Raw genomic sequence first — 18121 nt, forward strand, 5'->3', positions numbered from 1 at the left:
GGGTATGCACGCCATCCCAGGGGCCCGCGTGGATTGCGAACCATCGTGAAGGCTAGAACATGAGACTGAGCATCTGCGTGCTACGCGCCGCTTTGGTAGCCCTTCTGGGGTTGTGCTTGTGGACCGCAGTGCATGCCAGGGCCGCGGTCGTCGAATATCTGCAGGTGCCGTCGGCAGCGATGGGTCGTGACATCCCCGTCGCCTTTATCGCCGGCGGGCCGCACGCGGTCTACCTCCTAGACGCATTCGATGCGGCGCCCGATGTCAGCAACTGGATGACCGTCGGACACGCGGTGGACGCGCTTGCAGGCAAGGGCATTTCGGTCGCCGTGCCCGCTGGTGGTGCCTACAGCATGTACACCGACTGGGAGCAAGACAACGGCCGTCAGTGGGACACATTCTTGTCCACCGAGTTGCCGACCTGGCTGGCCATCAATAAGGGCCTCGCCCCGGGCGGCCATGCAGTGGTCGGCGCGGCGCAGGGCGGCTATGCCGCTTTGGCCTTGGCGGCCTTCCACCCAGACCGCTTCCGCTACGCCGGGTCGATGTCGGGCTTCGTTGCTCCGGAACGGACCGGCGTCGACGGTGCGATCACTGCGGGACTACAGAAGTACGGCGGCGTCGACACTCGCAACATGTGGGGGCTTCCACAGCTTGGTCGGTGGAAGTGGCACTCACCTAACGCGCACGCACAACTGCTCGTCGACAATGGCACTCGGTTGTGGGTATTCAGCCCGGGCACACTTACCGCATCAGACCCTGCGGCGATGATCGGTTACCCCGACATCGCCCAGGGCACCAACCGCACGTTCTATACCCAGTATCGCGGCGTCGGGGGGACCAACGGCCACTTCGACTTTCCGGCCTCCGGCGATCACGGCTGGTCGACCTGGGCACCGCAACTCGCCGCTATGTCGGGCGATCTGAGTTCAACGATCAGGTAAACGACTTGACGCGATGGACCGGCTGCGGCAACGCGCCAAGCATCGTTGTGTTATCGTGCGACCCACGCTCGAATTGGACGGCCTGGCTTGCTCGGGTATCGGGGCGGAGGGGAGCCCGGCGTCGACGCAGCCATTGGCGAACGGCAAGCTTCACGGTCACCAAACGCGGAAATCTCGTTACCAGAGCATCTTTCATAGAATCTCAGCCGGCGGTGACGGGTTAGGCAACTATCGGAGGCGTCGCCCGACGAATCGCGTCGCGTCTCGGTCGCTAGGGGTCCGAAGAATTGATACGGCATCACACGGCGGTCTTGACCAGCCATTAATCTAACAGTGTAAGGTAATATCCAGAGGATCACGCCCGGTTACCAAGGAGGGCCGCATGACGGCATCGACCACGACGCAAGCGACAGAGCAGGGTGCGGACCTGATGAGCAAGATCGGTCCCGTAATCGACATCGACTCGCACGAAATGATCCCGCTGCATATGTGGCCGGAGGCTTTCGGGGACGCGGCGGTGACGTTCACTGAGCTGGCGACCAACACGGCGATGGTGGATAACCTAGGTGAGAACTCAATGCGCCGAGACGATCTCGGCGCCGACGACGATGAGATCGATCCGAACACGGTGTGGAGCATCAAGGGACCGTCGGCCCCGTCGGCGATCAAGATGTCGCGACGCGTGGACGTCCTTGACGCGATGGGGATTTCGCGCCAGCTGGTCTATCCGAACTTCGCATTGATCGGAGTTATGCTGGCGTGCAACCCAATGGCGCACAAATGGTTCGGTTACAACCCAGAGAACGTCGACCGTATCCAGCTGGGCCGCGACGTGATCGCCGGGCACAACGACTGGGTTTTGCGAACCATCAGTGAAGTAGACAGCAACCGGGTGCGTCCCGTCGGATTGATTCTGACCGAATCGCTGGAGCAGATGATGGCCGACACGCAACGGCTCATCGACGGCGGCACCCGGGCTCTGATGATTCCCGGCGGGGAGCCACCCGCGGGAATGTCGCCGGCCGACGAGCGTTTGGATCCGTGGTGGAAGATGCTGGCCGACGCCGACGTCGCAGTGACATTGCACATCGGAACCGAATTTCCCTTCCTGGCGTCATCGACGTGGTCGTCGCGGGTGCCCCAGTTCAAGCGAGCCGATTTCGCCTCGCTGGAGTTCCCCGTCGAGCCCTACTTCGGCGCGACGATGAACTTCACCCATGAGAATTTCATCACCGTCTTGGTTTTGGGTGGTGTGTTCGAACGCCACCCCAGGCTACGGTTCGGGTCGTTGGAGATCACCGCTCAGTGGATCGGACCGCTCGCCGAGCGACTGGACCTATGGGAAAAGCAGTTTCACAAGCGGTTCAGCGGTGTCCTGACCATGAAGCCGTCGGAATACATCAACCGAAATGTTCGGATCGGACCGTTTCCCTTCGAAGATGTACGGTCCTACTTCGAGCGCTATCCGCAGCTCTCGGACGTGTACTCGTTCTCCACGGACTTTCCTCACGTGGAGGGTGGCAAGGAGTCCAAGCGCCGGTTCTTCGAGAACTTGGCTCCGCTCGGCGAGGACATCTTGCGCAAGTTCTATGTCGACAACCCGGCCTACTTGCTGCCCGAATGATCCGCTCTGGCCTTGCTGATACATCCGAAAGATTCTGAGCAACAGAACATAGGCATCCGAACTGGCAGCCGAGGCGCCGCGGTGTCGAGCACAGTGGTCAGCGTGGCGCCATCCGGATCGCGCCGTCCAAGCGGATGGTTTCGCCATTCAACATGGGATTGTCGACGATGTGTGCGACCAGCGACGCGAACTCGGCGGGCCGTCCCATCCGCGAGGGGTGGGGCACCTGCTGTGCTAACGACTCTTGCGCGGGCCGGGGCAAACCCAGCAACAGCGGTGTCTCGAACATTCCGGGTGCGATGGTGACTACGCGGATGTAATGGGCCGCCAATTCCCGTGCGATGGGAAGCGTCATGCCGACGATGGCGGATTTGGATGCAGAATAGGCGGCTTGGCCGATCTGGCCGTCGAAGGCGGCCACCGACGCCGTGTTGACGACCACGCCCCGGTCGCCGTCGATCGGCTCGTTGCAGGACATGCGGACGGCGGCGAGGCGGATGGCGTTGAAGGTACCCAGCAGATTGATCCGCACGACGCGCTCGAATTCCTCGAGCGGGTGTGGCCCGGTGCGGCCGAGGACCTTGGTGGGGTCTCCGACGCCCGCGCAGTTGACCAGGATGCGTAGCGGGCCCAGACCAGTCGCGACATCCAGGGCAGCGTCGACCTGATCAACGGCGGTAACATCGGCCGCCACGTATGTGCAACGTTCTCCGAGATCGGCGGCGACCGAAAAGCCGGGGGGCCCAGGCAGGTCCAGCAATACAACCAGCGCACCATCGGCGACCAGTCGCTGCGCGGTCGCCCGCCCCAGCCCAGACGCTCCCCCAGTGACCACGGCGACGCTTCCCCGGCATCGCATCAGCCGAATTCCGGTTCCATCAGCACTGTTCCGCTGCTCGGCATTACGGAATTAGTTCCACGATGGTCGCGTTCGCTTGGCCGCCGCCCTCGCACATCGTTTGGAGACCGTACCGAATCCCGTTGTCGTGCATGTGATGGACGAGGGTGGTCATGATCCGGGCGCCTGACCCTCCCAGCGGATGGCCCAAGGCGATCGCCCCGCCGAGCGGGTTGAGCCGATTGGGGTCGGCATCGATGTCGGCAAGCCAGGCCAGTGCAACCGTAGCAAACGCCTCGTTTACCTCAAAGGCTCCGATGTCGTCGAGGTCGATACCGCTGCGGGCCAACACCTTCTGGGTGGCGGGGATGGGGCCGGTCAGCATGATTTCGGGGTCGGAGCCGACGACGACCGCGGTGTGCAACCGTGCCAGGGGTGTGAGGCCCATTCGTTGGGCACGTTCACTGGTGGTGATCAGCAGCGCAGCGGCGCCGTCGCTGACCTGAGAGCTGTTGGCCGCGGTCACGATCCCGTCGGGACGAAACGCTGGTTTGAGCACTGCCAACGAGTCCAGCGTACCGCCTCGACGGATGCCTTCGTCAGCCGCCACCGCGGCGCCGTCGGGCGTGCGCACGGTGACGATCTGTGCTTCGAAGCGGCCGCTGTCGGCTGCAGCGGCTGCCATTTCGTGTGAGTGCAGGGCGAGGGCATCGGCGTCGCGCCGGCTGATTCCCCAGGATCGTGCGATTTCCTCGGCGCCCAAGCCCTGACTGGGTGCATCGGGACCATATCGTTCGTTGTAGCCGGCTCCGAACGGGGATTGTCCGTTGCCGCTGGCCGATCCCATGGGCACTCGTGACATCGATTCCACGCCGCCGGCCACGGCAATGTCGTAATGCCCGGCGATTATCGATGCGGCGGCGAAATGTAATGCCTGCTGCGATGATCCGCATTGACGGTCCACGGTGGTGCCGGGCACGGATTCGGGCCAGCCTGCGCTGAGCACCGCGGTGCGGGCGATGTCGAAGGTCTGCTCACCGATTTGGCTGACGCAGCCCCATACGACGTCGTCGATCAGGGCCGGGTCGATGCCGGTGCGTTCGACGAGGGCATTGAGTACGACGGCCGACAGGTCCGCGGGGTGCACCCCGGCAAGTGCTCCGTTGCGCTTGCCGATCGGCGTGCGCACCGCCTCGACGATCACCGCGTCTCGCATCGCGGTCCTCTCAGGTTCATCGATCTGTGGCGTGGCCGTCGATCGAAATCGGCAGGGACATAGCCACTCTCGCGCTCGCAGGGCGGCTTTGCGGGTATCGATCAGGGCTTGATCAAGGCGTGGCGGATCAGCCAGTCGTGGACCAAGCCCGCGGCAACCGCAAGATGTGACTTCTGTCCTTGTCCACTGAAGTAGTGGTTGGCGTCGGGCAACTCGATGAGTTCCTTGTCGTCGTGTTCGATCGCGTCGAATACCTGCTGTTGGTGGCTGGTCGGAACGGCATCGTCGCGTCCGTTCACCAGGATGAGAACGGGTTTGGAGACCCGTGGGGCGGCATCGGCGGCGTCGATCTGAGCGGTATCCAAGCTCCACTGCGATAGCCAGCTTCGCGTCGTGGTGAAGCGCATCAACGCGCCCGGGCTGGTGTTGGCGACTGAGGGGTCGCCGAGATAGCTCCACCGCGGAGTGCGCCCGTTGGGTTCGATAGTGGGATCCAACCAGCGCGGGTCGGCCATAGTGCCGTACACGACGAAGGCGTGCTCGTCGTGGGGGCGCCCCGCGGCGCGAAGGTCGGCAAGGCGGTTCTGCGCGAACTCGGTGATCTTACGGCTGCGCGCGCGCTGGCGTGCTCGGTAGGCGCTGAGGAACTCTGCGGAGTACGGCGGCTGATTGGCGTTGTCGGGACGGTACAGATCGAAGTCGGCATCGCGACCGCGTTCGGGCTCAAGCTCGTTGGTGATCGATGCGTCGAGGAAATCGGTGAGTAGCCGGTGACGGCTTCGCGGTGCGGCCAGCAGCATGACCGCGTCGGCGGGCGGCAGCGCGGTCTCGCTCAGCGGGGTGGGCTCGCCGGCGGCTGTCAGCGTGATCGTCGGTTGCTCGGCCTCAGCTTGATAGCCCATCATCGGTGAACCACCGCCGCTCCAACCCGCAAGGACGACGTTGCGGTATCCCAACCGCTCACGGGCGTCGCGTACACATGCGCCTAGGTCCAGTAACACATTTTCCATCTGCAGAGCCGAATCGCCTGTCGTGTAGCGATTTCCGCACCCAATCACGTGCAGGCCCGTGCGGGCCAGTTCGGAGAACAGCGGTAAGTAGGCCGGCGACCCGATGGGATGCATCGCGATGATCACCGTGTCGGAGTCGTCGTCCCCACGCAACAGTTGGGCCTGCCGGACGACGTTGTCCTCGATCGATCCGTATACGTCCTTACGCACCGAATGCTCTTGGGAAACCACAAGATACGGCATACGGCGGTACTTGACCCTGACCTTCGCGGGGGTGGTCATTACGGGCGCTCCGATCTACAGCGAATGTCTCGATAGGTTACCATACAGCGTTTGATTAAATCCGGCGCGTATCGGCTTTCACAGCACTGCGGCGCGGCCCGGTCACATCGACATTCCGCCGTCCACCGGAAGGATCACGCCGGTGATGTAGGCCGCCGCTTCCGCGGTGAGAAATGCCACCGCCGGCGCGATCTCGACCGGTTCGGCGAAGCGGCCGAGCGGGATGGTGGCGGTGAGCTCGGCGAGCTTGTCGGGCGGGACGTCGGCGACCATGGCAGTGGCGGCGTTGGGGGAGATCGCGTTGACGGTGATACCGAACCGGGCCACTTCCTTGGCCACCGTCTTGGTGAACCCGATGATGCCGGCTTTGGCAGCGGCGTAGTTGGCCTGGCCGATGTTGCCGTGCATCCCGGTGTAGGAGGTGACGTTGACGATCCTCCCGAACCCCCCGGCCCGCATGTGGGGGATGACGGCGGCAGTGAGGTTGAACGTGCCACCTAGGTGGACGTCGAGGACTTGGCGCCACTGCACGGGCGTGAGCTTCCAGACCATGCCGTCGCGGGTGATGCCGGCATTGTTCACGGCGATGTCGACGCTGCCCGCCCAGGCCGCGACGTCGGACACGGCGTGGGTGACGGCGTCCGGGTCGGCGACGTCGACGGCGACAGGTGCGACGGCGTCGCTACGTTCACCCCAAGCGCTTCTGAGTGCGTCGGCGTTGAGGTCGAACGGCGCGATGCGGGCTCCGGCCCGGGCAAACAGTCGCGCTACTTGGTAGCCGATGCCTTGTGCGGCGCCGGTGACGATGGCGGTACGCCCCGTGAAGTCAAACGCGATGCTCACGAGCGTCGAACCTCTTTCCATGGAATATCGCGGTCCACGCGTGGTTCGCCGGGTAGGCCGAGAACACGCTCGCCGAGGATGTTGCGCAGCACCTCGGAGGTGCCGCCTTCGATCGAGTTGGCCAGCGACCGCAGGTAGGCCTTTCTGACGTCGCCGCCGCCATGCACCGAGGCGAAGTCCGGCGCCTTGTCGATGTAGCCGTCGACGAGCAGACCAGCCGAGCCCGATAGGTCGACGCACAGCTCGTAAATCGCCTTGTTGAGCTCGGCCATCTGCAGTTTCGCGATCGAGCCCTCGGGCCCGGGCACGCGTCCGACCTGCGCAGCGGCCCGCACGTTGGTCAGCCGGGCAGCCTCCGCGCGCGCCCACAGCGATGCCAACCGGTCGGTCAGCACGGGATCGACGCGGCCCGCGGCCACGGCTTGCTGATAGGTGGCCACGGCCTGCCCGATGGGTCCCGATCCTCGAGTAGCGGGACGCCCGCCCAGGGCCACCCGCTCGTTGGCCAGCGTCGTCATCGCGACCTGCCAGCCCTTCCCGACTGTGCCCAGCACGTTGGCACCGGGAATCCGCACCTCGGTCAGGAACACCTCGTTGAACTCGGCCTCTCCGGTGAGCTGACGCAACGGGCGGACCTCGACACCCGGCGACTTCATGTCGAGCAGAAAAAAGGTAAGCCCCTTGTGCTTGGGGACGTCGGGATCAGTGCGCGCCAGCAGGATTCCCCAGTCAGCGACGTGCCCCAACGAAGTCCACACCTTCTGCCCGGTCACGACGAAGTCGTCGCCGTCGGGCACCGCCCGCGTCGCAAGGGCGGCCAGATCGGACCCGGCAGTGGGCTCGGAGAACAGCTGACACCAGATATGTTCGCCGCTAAACCCGGGTCGCAGGAAGCGGGCTCGCTGCATCTCGGTCCCGTGGGCATGGATGGTTGGCAACGCCATCCCTAGTCCAATGACATTGCGGGCGCCGTGATCGACTGCTCCGGCATCGGCGAAACGCTCCTCCACTGCGGACTGTAAGGAGGCGTCCAAACCGCGCCCGCCGTAACCGACGCCGAAGTGAACCATGGCCAGGCCGGCATCAAAGCGCGCTTCTCGAAAGACGCGGTCGGCGAGCGGGTCGGTAGTCGGCGGTACGGGGTTGGCCGCTAGGAATTCGTCGACCTCGGCTTGGAGTGCGACCACCCCCGCGTTTGCGCTGAGAACTGGTTTGGCCGCAATAGGGCGGGGTGAGACATCGCCGCCCAGTTGTGTCGCCAACCGGGCCCGGTGGCGGGCGGGAGAGCCCAGAAGGAGTTGGGTGCTCTTAGCGCGCTTGAGATAAAGGTGTGCCGGATGTTCCCAAGTGAAGCCGATACCGCCGTGGATCTGAAGGCTGTCTGTGGCAACCCGCTGATAGGCGTCGGAGGCCAATGAACGAGCCAGTGCCGCAGAGAGTGACAGTCGGGCGGGGTCGTGCACGGCGGTCCACAACCCATGCCAGACCACCGAGCGCGCCGCCTCGACATCGACCAGCATGTCTGCGCAGCGATGTTTGATCGCCTGGAATGATCCGATCGGACGCCCGAATTGAACTCGGGTTCGTGCGTAGTCCACGGTTGTGGCCAAGACTCGCGTGGCGCCCCCCAGCTGTTCTGCAGCCAGGTAGAGCGCGGCGAGGTCTGCCGTACGACGCATCGCCGACGTGGCGGCTCCGTCCGATCCGATCAACGTCGCAGCGGTGAAATCGAAGGTCAGCTCGGTCAGTTTGCGCGTGGAGTCCATGGTGATCAGGGGGGTGCGAGTGAGATTGGTGTCGTTACCCTGCACGGCGAAGAGCGTGAGTCCACGTGCGGTTCGGGCAGCCACCAGGACGAGATCTGCACTGGCACCGTCGATCACGATGTCGGCGGTGCCCGACACCCGCCAATTGTTTCCATCGCAGCTGGCGCGCAGGGTGCTGGCCGTCGGTTCATCGCCGGACCAGGCCAGCGTCGCGACGGTCTTCCCCGCGGCGATATCGGGCAGGTATGCGGCTTGGGCCTGCTCGTCGCCGATCTCGAGCAGAGCCGTTGCGGCCAGTCCCACGGTGGCCAGGAACGGCCCGCAGAACAGGACACTGCCCATTTCCTCGAATACCACCCCGAGCTCGACCGGACTTGCACCGCCGCCGCCGTGATGTTCGGGCAGGACCAGCCCGTGCAACCCGAGCTCGACGGCGGCCTGCGTCCAGACGACCGGGTCGTATCCGGCAGTGGTCTCCATCAACCGGCGTACTTCTGTCTCCGGGGACCGCTTTTCGAGAAACTGGCGGACGACTTCGCGGAGGCTCTCAGCATCCTCGCCGGGCATGAAGCTCACGTGTCACTCACTTTCTTCCGACGCACGGCAGGAACTCCCCGAGACAAAACCATATGACGTTTGATTAAACTAAACCATATGCTGTTTGATTGACCATCTGAAAGCGGTTACCGCGGTCCCCGGAGGAACTCCACGATGGCAAACACTGACTCCCGCGCCCTGGCGGGTCGTCGAGCTTTGGTGACGGGCGCGAGCCGCGGCATCGGGGCCGCGATAGCCCGGCGATTCGCCGAACTGGGTGCCGACGTCGTCGTCGCTGCACGTAGCGCTGAGCCGATTGGTCGATTGGCACAGGAATTGCGGACGCTCGGAGTGCATGCGATCGGCATCGAAGCGGACATGGGTGACCGGGCGTCGATGGACGCGCTGATGCGGGGTGTCGTTGCCGCCTTTGGCGGACTGGATATCCTGGTCAACAACGCCGGAGTGCTCCCCACAGCGGCGCGAGCCGAGCAGTTGGACTGGGCAGATTGGGATGCCACCATTCAGCTGAACCTGTCTGCCCCGTGGTATTTGGCATGCCGCGCAAAGGAATTGATGGAATCCGGCAGCGTGGTGGTAAACAACGCCAGTACGGCAGCTTATTTTCCCTCGCGGGGATTGGTCGCTTACAACGTCAGCAAGTCGGCTCTGGTAATGCTCACCCGCGTACTTGCCCTAGAGTGGGCGCGCGACGGCGTGCGTGTCGTCGGTGTGGCGCCCGGCAAGATCGACACCGGCCTCGTGGAACCGATCGTCGCCTGGACCCAAAAGCACGGACTGCCACTGAATCCGATGCGCCGCATTGGATTCGACCACGAAGTTGCGGACCTGGTCGCGTTCCTGGCATCCGAACGCGCCGGTTACATCACCGGAGTGACCGTCCCCATCGATGGTGGCGAGCTGCTGACCGCTGGATCAGAACCGGGTCGCTAGCGCACGCACCGCTTGCAATGTCGTCAGGACGGCCGGGCCACTACCTGATGGCAGCGATTCTGCTTGCGGACTGGGCAAGCCGCGCTGCGCAAGACTCGATCTGGGTGCCGGTCAGCGGCTTAGGCAGTCCCCATATCGAAAGCAGTAGCCTGATCGCGCCGCCGTCGTCGTCGAAGACCGGGACGCTGATCATTCGCACCGCCACCGGCCGGTCGGCTTGCAGCTCCGCGGGTTCGTACTGATCGGTGACCGATGCACTGAGGGCCCGGATGCGCTCGGCGTGGTCCGGCGCTCGGTTGCTGGCGGTGTAGTCGCGATAACTGCGTTCGAGATCTAGCTGGGTTTGGCTGGCCAAGGTCACCGACCAGCCTCGCTCGCGCACGCGCACGAGCATGTCGCGGCAGGCCTCGCGCTGCGGCTCGGTCAACGTTTGACCGGGCCGCTCGATCCAGGTGCGCTCGGCCTCGGCGCCGCCGAACGCGACGAAGAGCGCGCCCAGCGGCGCGGCGAGCGGACAGCGTTGCCCGACTCGTGTTCGAGGAGTGCCGGCGCTGGGCGCCCCTGCGCCGGCAACGATGATGAGTTCGTCATCCACCGCGGCAGTCGTTAGGCTCTCGGCGCCGAGTTCGGTTGCCAGGGACTCCATCTCGCCTCTGGCAAGGTCCGCATGTTGGAGGTAGCCGATGACATCTGGTTCGGGTATGGCAACCATCGAGGCCGGCGAGAACCGTCCATACCCGCCCTGGAAGAACACCAGCGGAAGCGTGCCATCCGCGGCGTCGAGATCACGGACCCGGCCCAGCACGTGGTAGTGGTCCCCGGCCGGGGAGATCGAGGCGAAGTCGCAATCGATCCACGCCGCTGAGCCCACAATCCGGGGTGCTCCCGACGGCGCTGGCTCCCAATCGACGTCGGAGAACTTGTCCTGGCTGCTGCTAGCGAAGATCCGGCAAACCGCCTCCTGATGAGCGCCGATGACATTGACGCAGAACGATCGCGCGGTGCGCATCCGAGCGAAGCTGCGCGAGTCCACCGTCGGGTAGAACGCGATCAGCGGTGGGTCCAGGGACACCGAGACGAACGAGCCGATAGCCATACCGGTTGGCAGTCCGTCGGCGTCGATCGCTGAGACCACGGCGACTCCGGTGGGGAAACTGCCCATGACACCCCGAAACCGGCGCGGGTCGATCGGGGGGCCGCTCATCGCTGCTTCGAGCTCGGATCGTGTGGTGTCAACATTTCGCTTTCTCTTCGGACGGACGACAAACCCATCGACGTTGTGTTAATCGATAGTACGCGAGCTCCTGGGACGCGCCGAACCGGTCGGCGCCGCTGTCCTCTCGAGCCGCCCGGACACGGCGACGCGCTGCAGGACAACCTAGTTCGCGTCGGCCAGGGCGAACCGGGTGCCGCAAATGCGATAAACCAATCACCGTTAGCCTACGCTTAAGGGCATGACTTGTAGCACCAGTCCGAACCCGGACGGCTCCGTCCTCAAGGACGTCGAAGGTTTCGCGGTCGTCAGCGACGGGCTGCGAATCGTAGGGCAGCGGTGGCGTCCGGCCGCATCCGTCGGAACCGTCGTCATGCTGCATGGTGGCGGGCAGACGCGGCACTCGTGGGATACCAGTGCGGCACAGTTGGCGCGCACGGGTTGGTCGGTCGTTACCTACGATGCGCGCGGTCATGGAGACAGCGATTGGTCGGCGCACGGTGACTACGGGATCGCCGCGGGCGTCGCAGATTTGATGCGCGTACTCGAACACGTCGATCCGCACCCGGTGCTCGTCGGTGCCTCCATGGGCGGACTAACGGCACTTTTCGCCGCAAGTGAGTCCACCGATCTCGCATCGGCAGTGATCCTCGTCGACATCGTCGCTCGAATCGAGCCTGCCGGGCGGGACCGCATCCGGGCGTTCATGACCGCCCATCAAAATGGCTTTGCCACGTTGGATGCAGTGGCCGACGCCGTGGCTGCATACAGCAACAACCGTCGACGGCCGAGGAATCTCGATGGTCTGCGCCACAACGTTCGCCAGCGCGACGACGGGCGCTGGTACTGGCACTGGGACCCCGAGTTGCTCGGCAGTGCTCAGCCCGACCTTGATACGCAACAACTCCAAATCCGCACTGCTGCCGAGCGCATCACCCAGCCGAGTCTCCTTGTGCGCGGCCGTAACTCGGACATCGTCAGCCCCGAGGGCGCCCGGGAGATGCTGGCGTACATGCCCAGCGCTCGCCTGATCGAGGTGAACGCCGGTCACATGGTCGCAGGCGACGACAACGACGTCTTCGTCACGGAAATAATCAGATTTCTCGACGACCTGCGGCCCGGCATAGATCCGCAGCGCAGTTGACGGCCCGTATCTGGTCAGCGCGTTAGCAGCGCCCGCTTCGGCAGCAATTCAGTTGCCGCCCAGGAGTATTGGGTCGACTTTGAGCGGGCGCGCGGTTTCGATCATGATGATCTCCCACTCGAGGCGGGCGTGCGCGTCCCATTCCCTGCGCGCCTTGATGCGCGCTCGATCGGGGAATCCGTGATGGATGCCCTGCGGGTCGTGGCTGATCAAGCCTGGCTTCATCGGCCGCCCGAGTGAGTTTCCGCCGTGGATGAGCGCGATCTCGTCGTAGTCCGCGTTGCGGTGAAACCACGGTATCCGCTCCACCCCATGCACGGATTCGAACGGCCGCGGCAACAAGTTGATGATGTTGACGCCTTCGGCGACAAGGAACACGTGCATGGACGGCGGCAGGTGGAGACTGTCGGACATGATGACGTTCCAGTCGCGGATATTGAACGCGAACGGGAAGTAATCGCCCTTCCATCCCTCCACGTCGCAGGGGTGGTGGTCGACGAAAATCCCGGAATATTCGTTGTCGTACTTCACTCGAATCTCGTACTCGGATTCGACCGACTGCACCGGTGCGGGCTCGGGCACCCGGATCACGTCCGGATCGAACGGAGCTTGACGCCCCAACCCCGGGTACACGGGTGCGCGCAATTCCCCGACGGTCTCGATCCCCAGGAGAATGGTCTCGGCTCCGGTGACGACCCACCGATGGGTGATGGCCTTCGGGATCACCACGTAGTCGCCCTGTTCGAATGGGATCGGACCGAATTCGGTTTCCACCGTGCCCGATCCGCGGTGAACGAACCAGCATTCGTCACCGTCGACGTTGCGGCAGAAGAACGGCATCGACTCGCTCCTTCTGGACAACCAGATGGTGACATCCGCGTTGTGATACAAACGCTGGGCACTGCCGCGGGGGTCGTCGCGATCGCTGGGAACGATCTCGCTCAGCATCGCCGAGGTCGACCGAAATCGGCCTGTCGTGCGAAACACTGTGGGATCGTTGGTGCGGTAGAGCACCGCCTCGCGCCCGTCGAAGCCTTGGCGTGTCAGTTCGTCGTCTTTGAGCAGTGATCCACCCGCAGTGGCCTCTGGTAAGTCGCGGTGTGCCTGCTTGCTGGTACGGCCTTTGCTGAACTGAATGAGGGTGCGCATGTCTGCGAAGTTAGCAGCCCAACCGAGACAGTGTCTAGCGCTGATTGGTTTATGTGGATCGATGCGGCCAGCGCGCCCTTACGGGCACATAGTGCGTGATATCCAGCAGTCAGTCGGTAAGGCGGGTGACCGATCCTGCCACGGGCAAGAGGTGCACGCGGGCATAAACCAATCGACGTTTGGTATGACTGCTGGTCCCACCGGCTCGGGTACCGCGGCCGCAAAGGTCCTCGTTGCATAACCTTACAACGTTGGATTATGGTGAGTCCACCACGGCCGCTGGCTGCTCCCATTGAGCCCGTGGTGAACGGCTCATCAGGCGGATCTAGGGAATTCGACTCTCGGAGGCGGCATACCGGTGCAGGGACTAGCGAACAAAACGGTGTTGGTCGCAGGCGGAGGCTCGGGAATAGGGGCGGAGTCGGCGATGCGTCTGGCGTGTGAAGGCGCCACCATCGGCATTGGCGACCTGTCCCTTCAGCGTGCCGAGCGAACCGCCGAGGCAATCCGCGCCGCCGGGGGCACCGCCTATCCGCTGCACTATGACCAGGCCGATGACGCGTCGGTGATCCAGCTGGTCGAGCGCGTCGTCGCCCGGTTCGGCCGGCTGGATCGGTTGGTGTGCAACGCCGCCGATCTCAGCGACGAGACGCTCGGTCGTGACCGCAACGTTCTAAAGATGGACAGCGAAGTATGGGATCGCACCCTGCGCGTCAATCTCACAGGCACCGCTGTCCTGATCCGTGAAGCTCTGCCACACCTGCTGCAAGCCGAGGGTGGTGCCCTGGTCGTCACGTCGTCGTCTGTTGCTACCACCGGTGAGCCGACCCGACCGGCATATGCGGCGTCAAAGGCGGGTCTGAACGCGCTCGTACGGCATGTCGCAACGAAGTGGGGGAAGGCGGGCTTGCGCGCCAATGCGGTGGCTCCCGGACTCATCCTCAGCGAATCCGCTAAGCATCTTCTCGAGGACTGGTTCCTCAAGAAGAGCCTCGAGGAGGTCCGCAGCAGCCGGCTCGGCGAGCCACGCGATGTCGCCGCCGCTGTCGCTTATCTGCTCTCCGACGAGGCGGCCTGGATCAACGGACAGGTCTGGGGTGTGGACGGCGGCGCCAGTCTGCGCCAGTGACCAACCTCGCTCCCACCCGGTTGACTTGTTGCTGCAGGAGGCGTCATGTCGGGAAAGCCGACGTTCACCGACGAAATGTTCGACAAAGCGCGCGCCGAGATCGGACGCCAGCGTCCGGCCCGCGCACACTGGAACACCGTCACAGCGGATGCAATCCGGCACTTCGCGCTCGGGATCGGCGACGACAATCCGTTGTGGCTCAACAGGAAATACGCTGAAGCGTCGGTCGGGTCGATCCTCGCTCCGCCCACTCTGTTGTGGACCGCCTTTATGACGCCGCTGTTTTTCCCCAGCGACTCCAAGGCACGAAGTTCTGGTGGCGGATTCCCTGGCATGCAAGCACTTTTCGCGGGTTGTCAGTTTCGATTTCATCGACCGATCCAAGCCGGCAGTACGCTCAAGGCGATCAGTACGCGCGGCGCTGTCATCGATCCTCAGGCGCGCGTGGAGGGCGACTCCATCGATGAACGTATCGACTTCGAACGCGCACACGCTGCCATGCAGTCCTACAATCCAAATCCCGGTGGTCGCACGGTCTTTCAAGTCGAAACCCACACCGCATTCGATCCGGCTTCGGGGGACGCCTTCGGCGATCTGATCGAGCACGCCGCTCGGGTGGAGCCCGAGGCCATAGACCCTTTGCAGGGAAAGTACGGGTCGTTCACACCGCGGCGCTACTCGCCCTCCGAGATGCGATCGATCGCCGAACACTACGCCCAGGAAGCCGAGCACCGCCGCGGCGACGTCCCGAGGTTCATTGAAGACGTCGCGGTCGGAGATGTGTTGCCGCCCTTGATCAAAGGGCCGATGACAATCCTGAGTTACTCGGCTTTCTTCGTGGGCGCCGGTGCCTTCTTCAACCTGACGGACCGCGTGCTGTACAACTTCGCCAGCAGATTCGGCGAATCGGTGAAATACGATCCGGACAGCGGAATCTGGGTGCTTCCTGAAGAGATGCACTGGCATCCGCACATGACTCGTCAGCTCGGGATGCCGTATGGATTCGACATCGGTTCTCAACGCGTCGGTTGGCTGGCGCATTTGGTCACCGATTGGATGGGCGATACGGGGTGGATGGAATCGCTCGACGTCTGGTTTCTTCGGCCCGTCTTCCTCACCGAGGCTGTGTGGATCCGAGGAAAGGTCGCCGGTACTTCGACAGCAAGCATGGATTGCCGCGTCGTCATCGACCTGAGCGCGGAAACCTTCGATGGCGTCCCGGTCTCTACCGGCCGCGCGGTCGTCAAATTGCCCACGGCACAAGCGCCAGGACCGGTGTGGCACAACTCTGTTGAGAGCATTTGATGGTTCCCGCCCGTCTGAATGTCGTGACCATCGGGGTACGAGATCTTGCCAGAGTGCGCAGCTTCTACCAGAGCCTCGGATGGCGCGGTCGACCTCGGGAGGGTGCATTCACGCGTTTTGACCTGGCGGGCGCCGCCCTGGTGCTGTTTCCGTTGGACACCCTGGCCGACGTCGTCGGAGTATCCGCACCCGCGCAGGCCTCCTTCAGCGGAACGACCCATGCCATCGTGGCCGAGACCGCAGAGGAACTCGACACCATCCTCGCGTCGGCGGCGTCGGCCGGCGGTCAGATACTCAGCAAGGCGACTCGGCGGCCGTGGGGGTCCCGCACCGGCTATTTCGCCGACCCGGAGCTCAATGTCTGGGAGGTGGTGCTGCTGCCTGGTGCGACGTTTGACGACACCGGGTCTCTGATCTGGCCGGGGCCGGCAGCACCGCATGACCGCTGACAGGCGGAGGTTGTGTCGCATGATGCCGCAGGTCAGAGCGTTGACGCCGCAGCTCGCAACCTTGACCGCCCTGGCAAGCGGTGTTAACTTTTCCTTACCTAACGGCGTTTGGATAGGAGCTTGGCCCGTGCAGCTTGATGGGTTCCCAACCCGCACCGACAGCGTGCTTCGGTACCTTCTGGAGCGCAACGCGCAGGAAGCAGCTGACGAGGTCTCGGTCAAATTCGAAAGCGGCGTCGTCTGGACCAGGCGCGACTGCAGGGATGCTGCGTTCGCGGCCGCCAATCAGCTACGTGCGCTGGGAGTTCGACAGGGAGACCGCGTCGCCATCCTCTTGCCCAACGGTGAGGATTTCGTGCGCGCCTGGTGGGGCGTGGTGTGCCTGGGGGCGACGATCGTCCCGATCAATCCCGTCTTGCGCGGTCCGATGCTCGACCGTGTACTCGCCCGCGCCGAACTCGTGGCAGTGATCGTCGACGACCAGCGCGCAAGTCAACTCGACGCGGCCACAAATGCACCCGCGCTGCGGATACACCCTTCTCAGCTGCGCGGCCACGACCGGTCGGCGCCGGAGTTGCAGCGGCCGATCGAACCCTGGGACACCTTTGCGTTGATCCTCACCTCGGGAACGACCGGGCCGTCCAAACTCGTCTCGGTCAGTTACATGTTCTTCGTCTTCGGTGCGATGTCCTTCTTCGTAGCAGAAGGGTTCGACAAACACGACGTCTTCCTGGTCGACCTTCCGATGTTCCATATGGCTGCCTTGTGTTATCTCGGCGGTTCGCTGGTCACCCGAACTCAAGTCGCGGTGCGTACTCGGCCCGCACTGGACCGGTATTGGGAGGTGGCGCGCGAGGTGGGCGCCACGGGCGCCATCCTGCTCAGCACGATGACCAGCCAACTTGTGATTGCCCCATCCCGTCCTGCCGAACGCGAACACCACCTGCGGACCGTGCTCATGTCGCCGATGCCAGCGGACCCGACCGCATTTCGGCAGCGATTCGGTATTGCAAAGATCTTCACGACGTTCGGCATGTCGGAGGCTCCGTCGGTGTTCCGCGGCGACGGGGATGGCGTCAGCGATCTCAAGGGTTACGTCGGCCGACTCTATCCGGGATATCAGGCACGACTGGTCGACGAATTCGACGTCGAGGTCGAGGCGGGGCGTCCAGGTGAGCTGATCATCAGGGCCGACCTGCCCTGGGTCATCTCGCCGTGCTACTTCGGCGACCCGGCCGGGACCGCCACCGCGTGGCGTAACGGTTGGTTTCACAGCGGCGACGTCATGCGCCTCGACAGCCGCGGTGACTACTACTTCGTCGATCGGGCGAAGGATGCGCTGCGTCGTCGCGGCGAGATGATCTCGGCGTTCGAAGTAGAGGTCGTAGTGGTCGACCATCCCAGGGTGCGCGAGACCGCATGCGTAGCCGTTCCGTCGGATTCCGGTGTCGACGACGAGGTCAAGGTATGGATCGTGACAGAGGACGATAAACCGGTGAACTTCGAGGAACTGCTTCGTTATTGCCATGGCCGACTTCCGTACTACATGGTTCCCAGATACTTCGAGGTGATTGCCGAACTGCCCAAGACGCCCACGCAGCGTGTCCAAAAGAACGTGCTGCGCGCCCGCGGCAACGGACCCGGCACCTGGGATCGCGAAGCTCACGGGTTCAGCGTGACGCGGCATGGCCTGAAATCCGTTGCGCGGACCTAGCCGC

Annotated in this window: 15 protein-coding genes; 8 read left to right on the forward strand and 7 right to left on the reverse strand. The window is 63.9% G+C overall.

What is annotated here, in order from left to right:
• The first annotated feature begins 59 nt into the window (after positions 1-59).
• A complete protein-coding gene (locus tag AWC25_RS22625) occupies positions 60-944 on the forward strand; it encodes an alpha/beta hydrolase-fold protein (protein WP_085167723.1) in 885 nt (294 codons plus the stop codon).
• Between the two features lie 382 nt (positions 945-1326).
• Positions 1327-2568 (forward strand): amidohydrolase family protein, encoded by a 1242-nt coding sequence (locus AWC25_RS22630; protein WP_069401974.1) that lies wholly within the window; start codon positions 1327-1329, stop codon positions 2566-2568.
• Positions 2569-2665: 97 nt separating this feature from the next.
• Here the strand turns inward: AWC25_RS22630 and AWC25_RS22635 are convergent, their stop codons facing one another.
• The 5 genes from AWC25_RS22635 to AWC25_RS22655 all read right to left on the reverse strand — a co-directional run bounded on the left by AWC25_RS22635 (position 2666) and on the right by AWC25_RS22655 (position 9090).
• The gene (locus AWC25_RS22635; RefSeq protein ID WP_085167725.1) at positions 2666-3427 is read right to left on the reverse strand and encodes a 3-hydroxyacyl-CoA dehydrogenase; all 762 of its coding nucleotides are present in this window, start codon (positions 3425-3427) and stop codon (positions 2666-2668) included.
• A gap of 43 nt (positions 3428-3470) precedes the next feature.
• The gene (locus tag AWC25_RS22640; RefSeq protein ID WP_069401976.1) at positions 3471-4622 is read right to left on the reverse strand and encodes a thiolase family protein; all 1152 of its coding nucleotides are present in this window, start codon (positions 4620-4622) and stop codon (positions 3471-3473) included.
• A gap of 101 nt (positions 4623-4723) precedes the next feature.
• A complete protein-coding gene (locus AWC25_RS22645; RefSeq protein ID WP_069401977.1) occupies positions 4724-5914 on the reverse strand; it encodes an alpha/beta hydrolase family protein in 1191 nt (396 codons plus the stop codon).
• A 102-nt stretch (positions 5915-6016) separates the two neighbouring features.
• Positions 6017-6757, reverse strand: coding sequence for an SDR family oxidoreductase (locus AWC25_RS22650; protein ID WP_232327223.1), 741 nt, complete (start codon positions 6755-6757; stop codon positions 6017-6019).
• On the reverse strand, positions 6754-9090 hold the full coding sequence (locus tag AWC25_RS22655; RefSeq protein WP_244899583.1) for an acyl-CoA dehydrogenase family protein: 2337 nt from the start codon (positions 9088-9090) through the stop codon (positions 6754-6756). Before AWC25_RS22655 ends, AWC25_RS22650 begins: the two co-directional genes overlap by 4 nt.
• Before the next feature lie 144 nt (positions 9091-9234).
• Between AWC25_RS22655 and AWC25_RS22660 the strand changes: the two genes are divergently transcribed.
• Positions 9235-10014, forward strand: a complete 780-nt coding sequence (locus tag AWC25_RS22660) for an SDR family NAD(P)-dependent oxidoreductase (RefSeq protein WP_069401980.1) — start codon at positions 9235-9237, stop codon at positions 10012-10014.
• A 40-nt stretch (positions 10015-10054) separates the two neighbouring features.
• On the opposite strand, the gene AWC25_RS22665 is transcribed toward AWC25_RS22660, so the two are convergent.
• Positions 10055-11218, reverse strand: a complete 1164-nt coding sequence (locus AWC25_RS22665) for a flavin reductase (RefSeq protein ID WP_085167729.1) — start codon at positions 11216-11218, stop codon at positions 10055-10057.
• A 250-nt stretch (positions 11219-11468) separates the two neighbouring features.
• On the opposite strand from AWC25_RS22665, the gene AWC25_RS22670 reads away from it, so the two are divergent.
• Positions 11469-12371: an alpha/beta fold hydrolase gene (locus tag AWC25_RS22670; protein WP_084229487.1), complete on the forward strand. Its 903-nt coding sequence runs from the start codon at positions 11469-11471 to the stop codon at positions 12369-12371.
• Positions 12372-12419: 48 nt separating this feature from the next.
• Here the strand turns inward: AWC25_RS22670 and AWC25_RS22675 are convergent, their stop codons facing one another.
• Positions 12420-13520: a homogentisate 1,2-dioxygenase gene (locus AWC25_RS22675; RefSeq protein WP_069401982.1), complete on the reverse strand. Its 1101-nt coding sequence runs from the start codon at positions 13518-13520 to the stop codon at positions 12420-12422.
• Between the two features lie 358 nt (positions 13521-13878).
• Between AWC25_RS22675 and AWC25_RS22680 the strand changes: the two genes are divergently transcribed.
• The 4 genes from AWC25_RS22680 to AWC25_RS22695 all read left to right on the forward strand — a co-directional run bounded on the left by AWC25_RS22680 (position 13879) and on the right by AWC25_RS22695 (position 18117).
• A complete protein-coding gene (locus tag AWC25_RS22680; protein WP_069401983.1) occupies positions 13879-14649 on the forward strand; it encodes an SDR family NAD(P)-dependent oxidoreductase in 771 nt (256 codons plus the stop codon).
• Positions 14650-14694: 45 nt separating this feature from the next.
• On the forward strand, positions 14695-15954 hold the full coding sequence (locus AWC25_RS22685; protein ID WP_069401984.1) for an FAS1-like dehydratase domain-containing protein: 1260 nt from the start codon (positions 14695-14697) through the stop codon (positions 15952-15954).
• Complete coding sequence (locus AWC25_RS22690; RefSeq protein WP_069401985.1) at positions 15954-16403, forward strand: VOC family protein; 450 nt, start codon at positions 15954-15956, stop codon at positions 16401-16403. The genes AWC25_RS22685 and AWC25_RS22690 overlap by 1 nt, the downstream gene beginning before the upstream one ends.
• 127 nt (positions 16404-16530) lie before the next feature.
• A complete protein-coding gene (locus AWC25_RS22695; protein WP_158089774.1) occupies positions 16531-18117 on the forward strand; it encodes an AMP-binding protein in 1587 nt (528 codons plus the stop codon).
• The last annotated feature ends 4 nt before the right edge of the window (positions 18118-18121 follow it).

Source organism: Mycobacterium sherrisii (assembly GCF_002102355.1).
Taxonomy (GTDB): domain Bacteria; phylum Actinomycetota; class Actinomycetes; order Mycobacteriales; family Mycobacteriaceae; genus Mycobacterium; species Mycobacterium sherrisii.

Bases quoted from the DNA above. Each gene is read 5' to 3' on its own strand.
- AWC25_RS22645 (WP_069401977.1), bottom strand. From the start codon at position 5,914: ATGACCACCCCCGCGAAGGTCAGGGTCAAGTACCGCCGTATGCCGTAT.
- AWC25_RS22690 (WP_069401985.1), top strand. From the start codon at position 15,954: ATGGTTCCCGCCCGTCTGAATGTCGTGACCATCGGGGTACGAGATCTT.
- AWC25_RS22630 (WP_069401974.1), top strand. From the start codon at position 1,327: ATGACGGCATCGACCACGACGCAAGCGACAGAGCAGGGTGCGGACCTG.
- AWC25_RS22660 (WP_069401980.1), top strand. From the start codon at position 9,235: ATGGCAAACACTGACTCCCGCGCCCTGGCGGGTCGTCGAGCTTTGGTG.
- AWC25_RS22685 (WP_069401984.1), top strand. From the start codon at position 14,695: ATGTCGGGAAAGCCGACGTTCACCGACGAAATGTTCGACAAAGCGCGC.
- AWC25_RS22625 (WP_085167723.1), top strand. From the start codon at position 60: ATGAGACTGAGCATCTGCGTGCTACGCGCCGCTTTGGTAGCCCTTCTG.
- AWC25_RS22675 (WP_069401982.1), bottom strand. From the start codon at position 13,520: ATGCGCACCCTCATTCAGTTCAGCAAAGGCCGTACCAGCAAGCAGGCA.
- AWC25_RS22640 (WP_069401976.1), bottom strand. From the start codon at position 4,622: ATGCGAGACGCGGTGATCGTCGAGGCGGTGCGCACGCCGATCGGCAAG.
- AWC25_RS22635 (WP_085167725.1), bottom strand. From the start codon at position 3,427: ATGCGATGCCGGGGAAGCGTCGCCGTGGTCACTGGGGGAGCGTCTGGG.
- AWC25_RS22665 (WP_085167729.1), bottom strand. From the start codon at position 11,218: ATGAGCGGCCCCCCGATCGACCCGCGCCGGTTTCGGGGTGTCATGGGC.
- AWC25_RS22670 (WP_084229487.1), top strand. From the start codon at position 11,469: ATGACTTGTAGCACCAGTCCGAACCCGGACGGCTCCGTCCTCAAGGAC.
- AWC25_RS22655 (WP_244899583.1), bottom strand. From the start codon at position 9,090: ATGCCCGGCGAGGATGCTGAGAGCCTCCGCGAAGTCGTCCGCCAGTTT.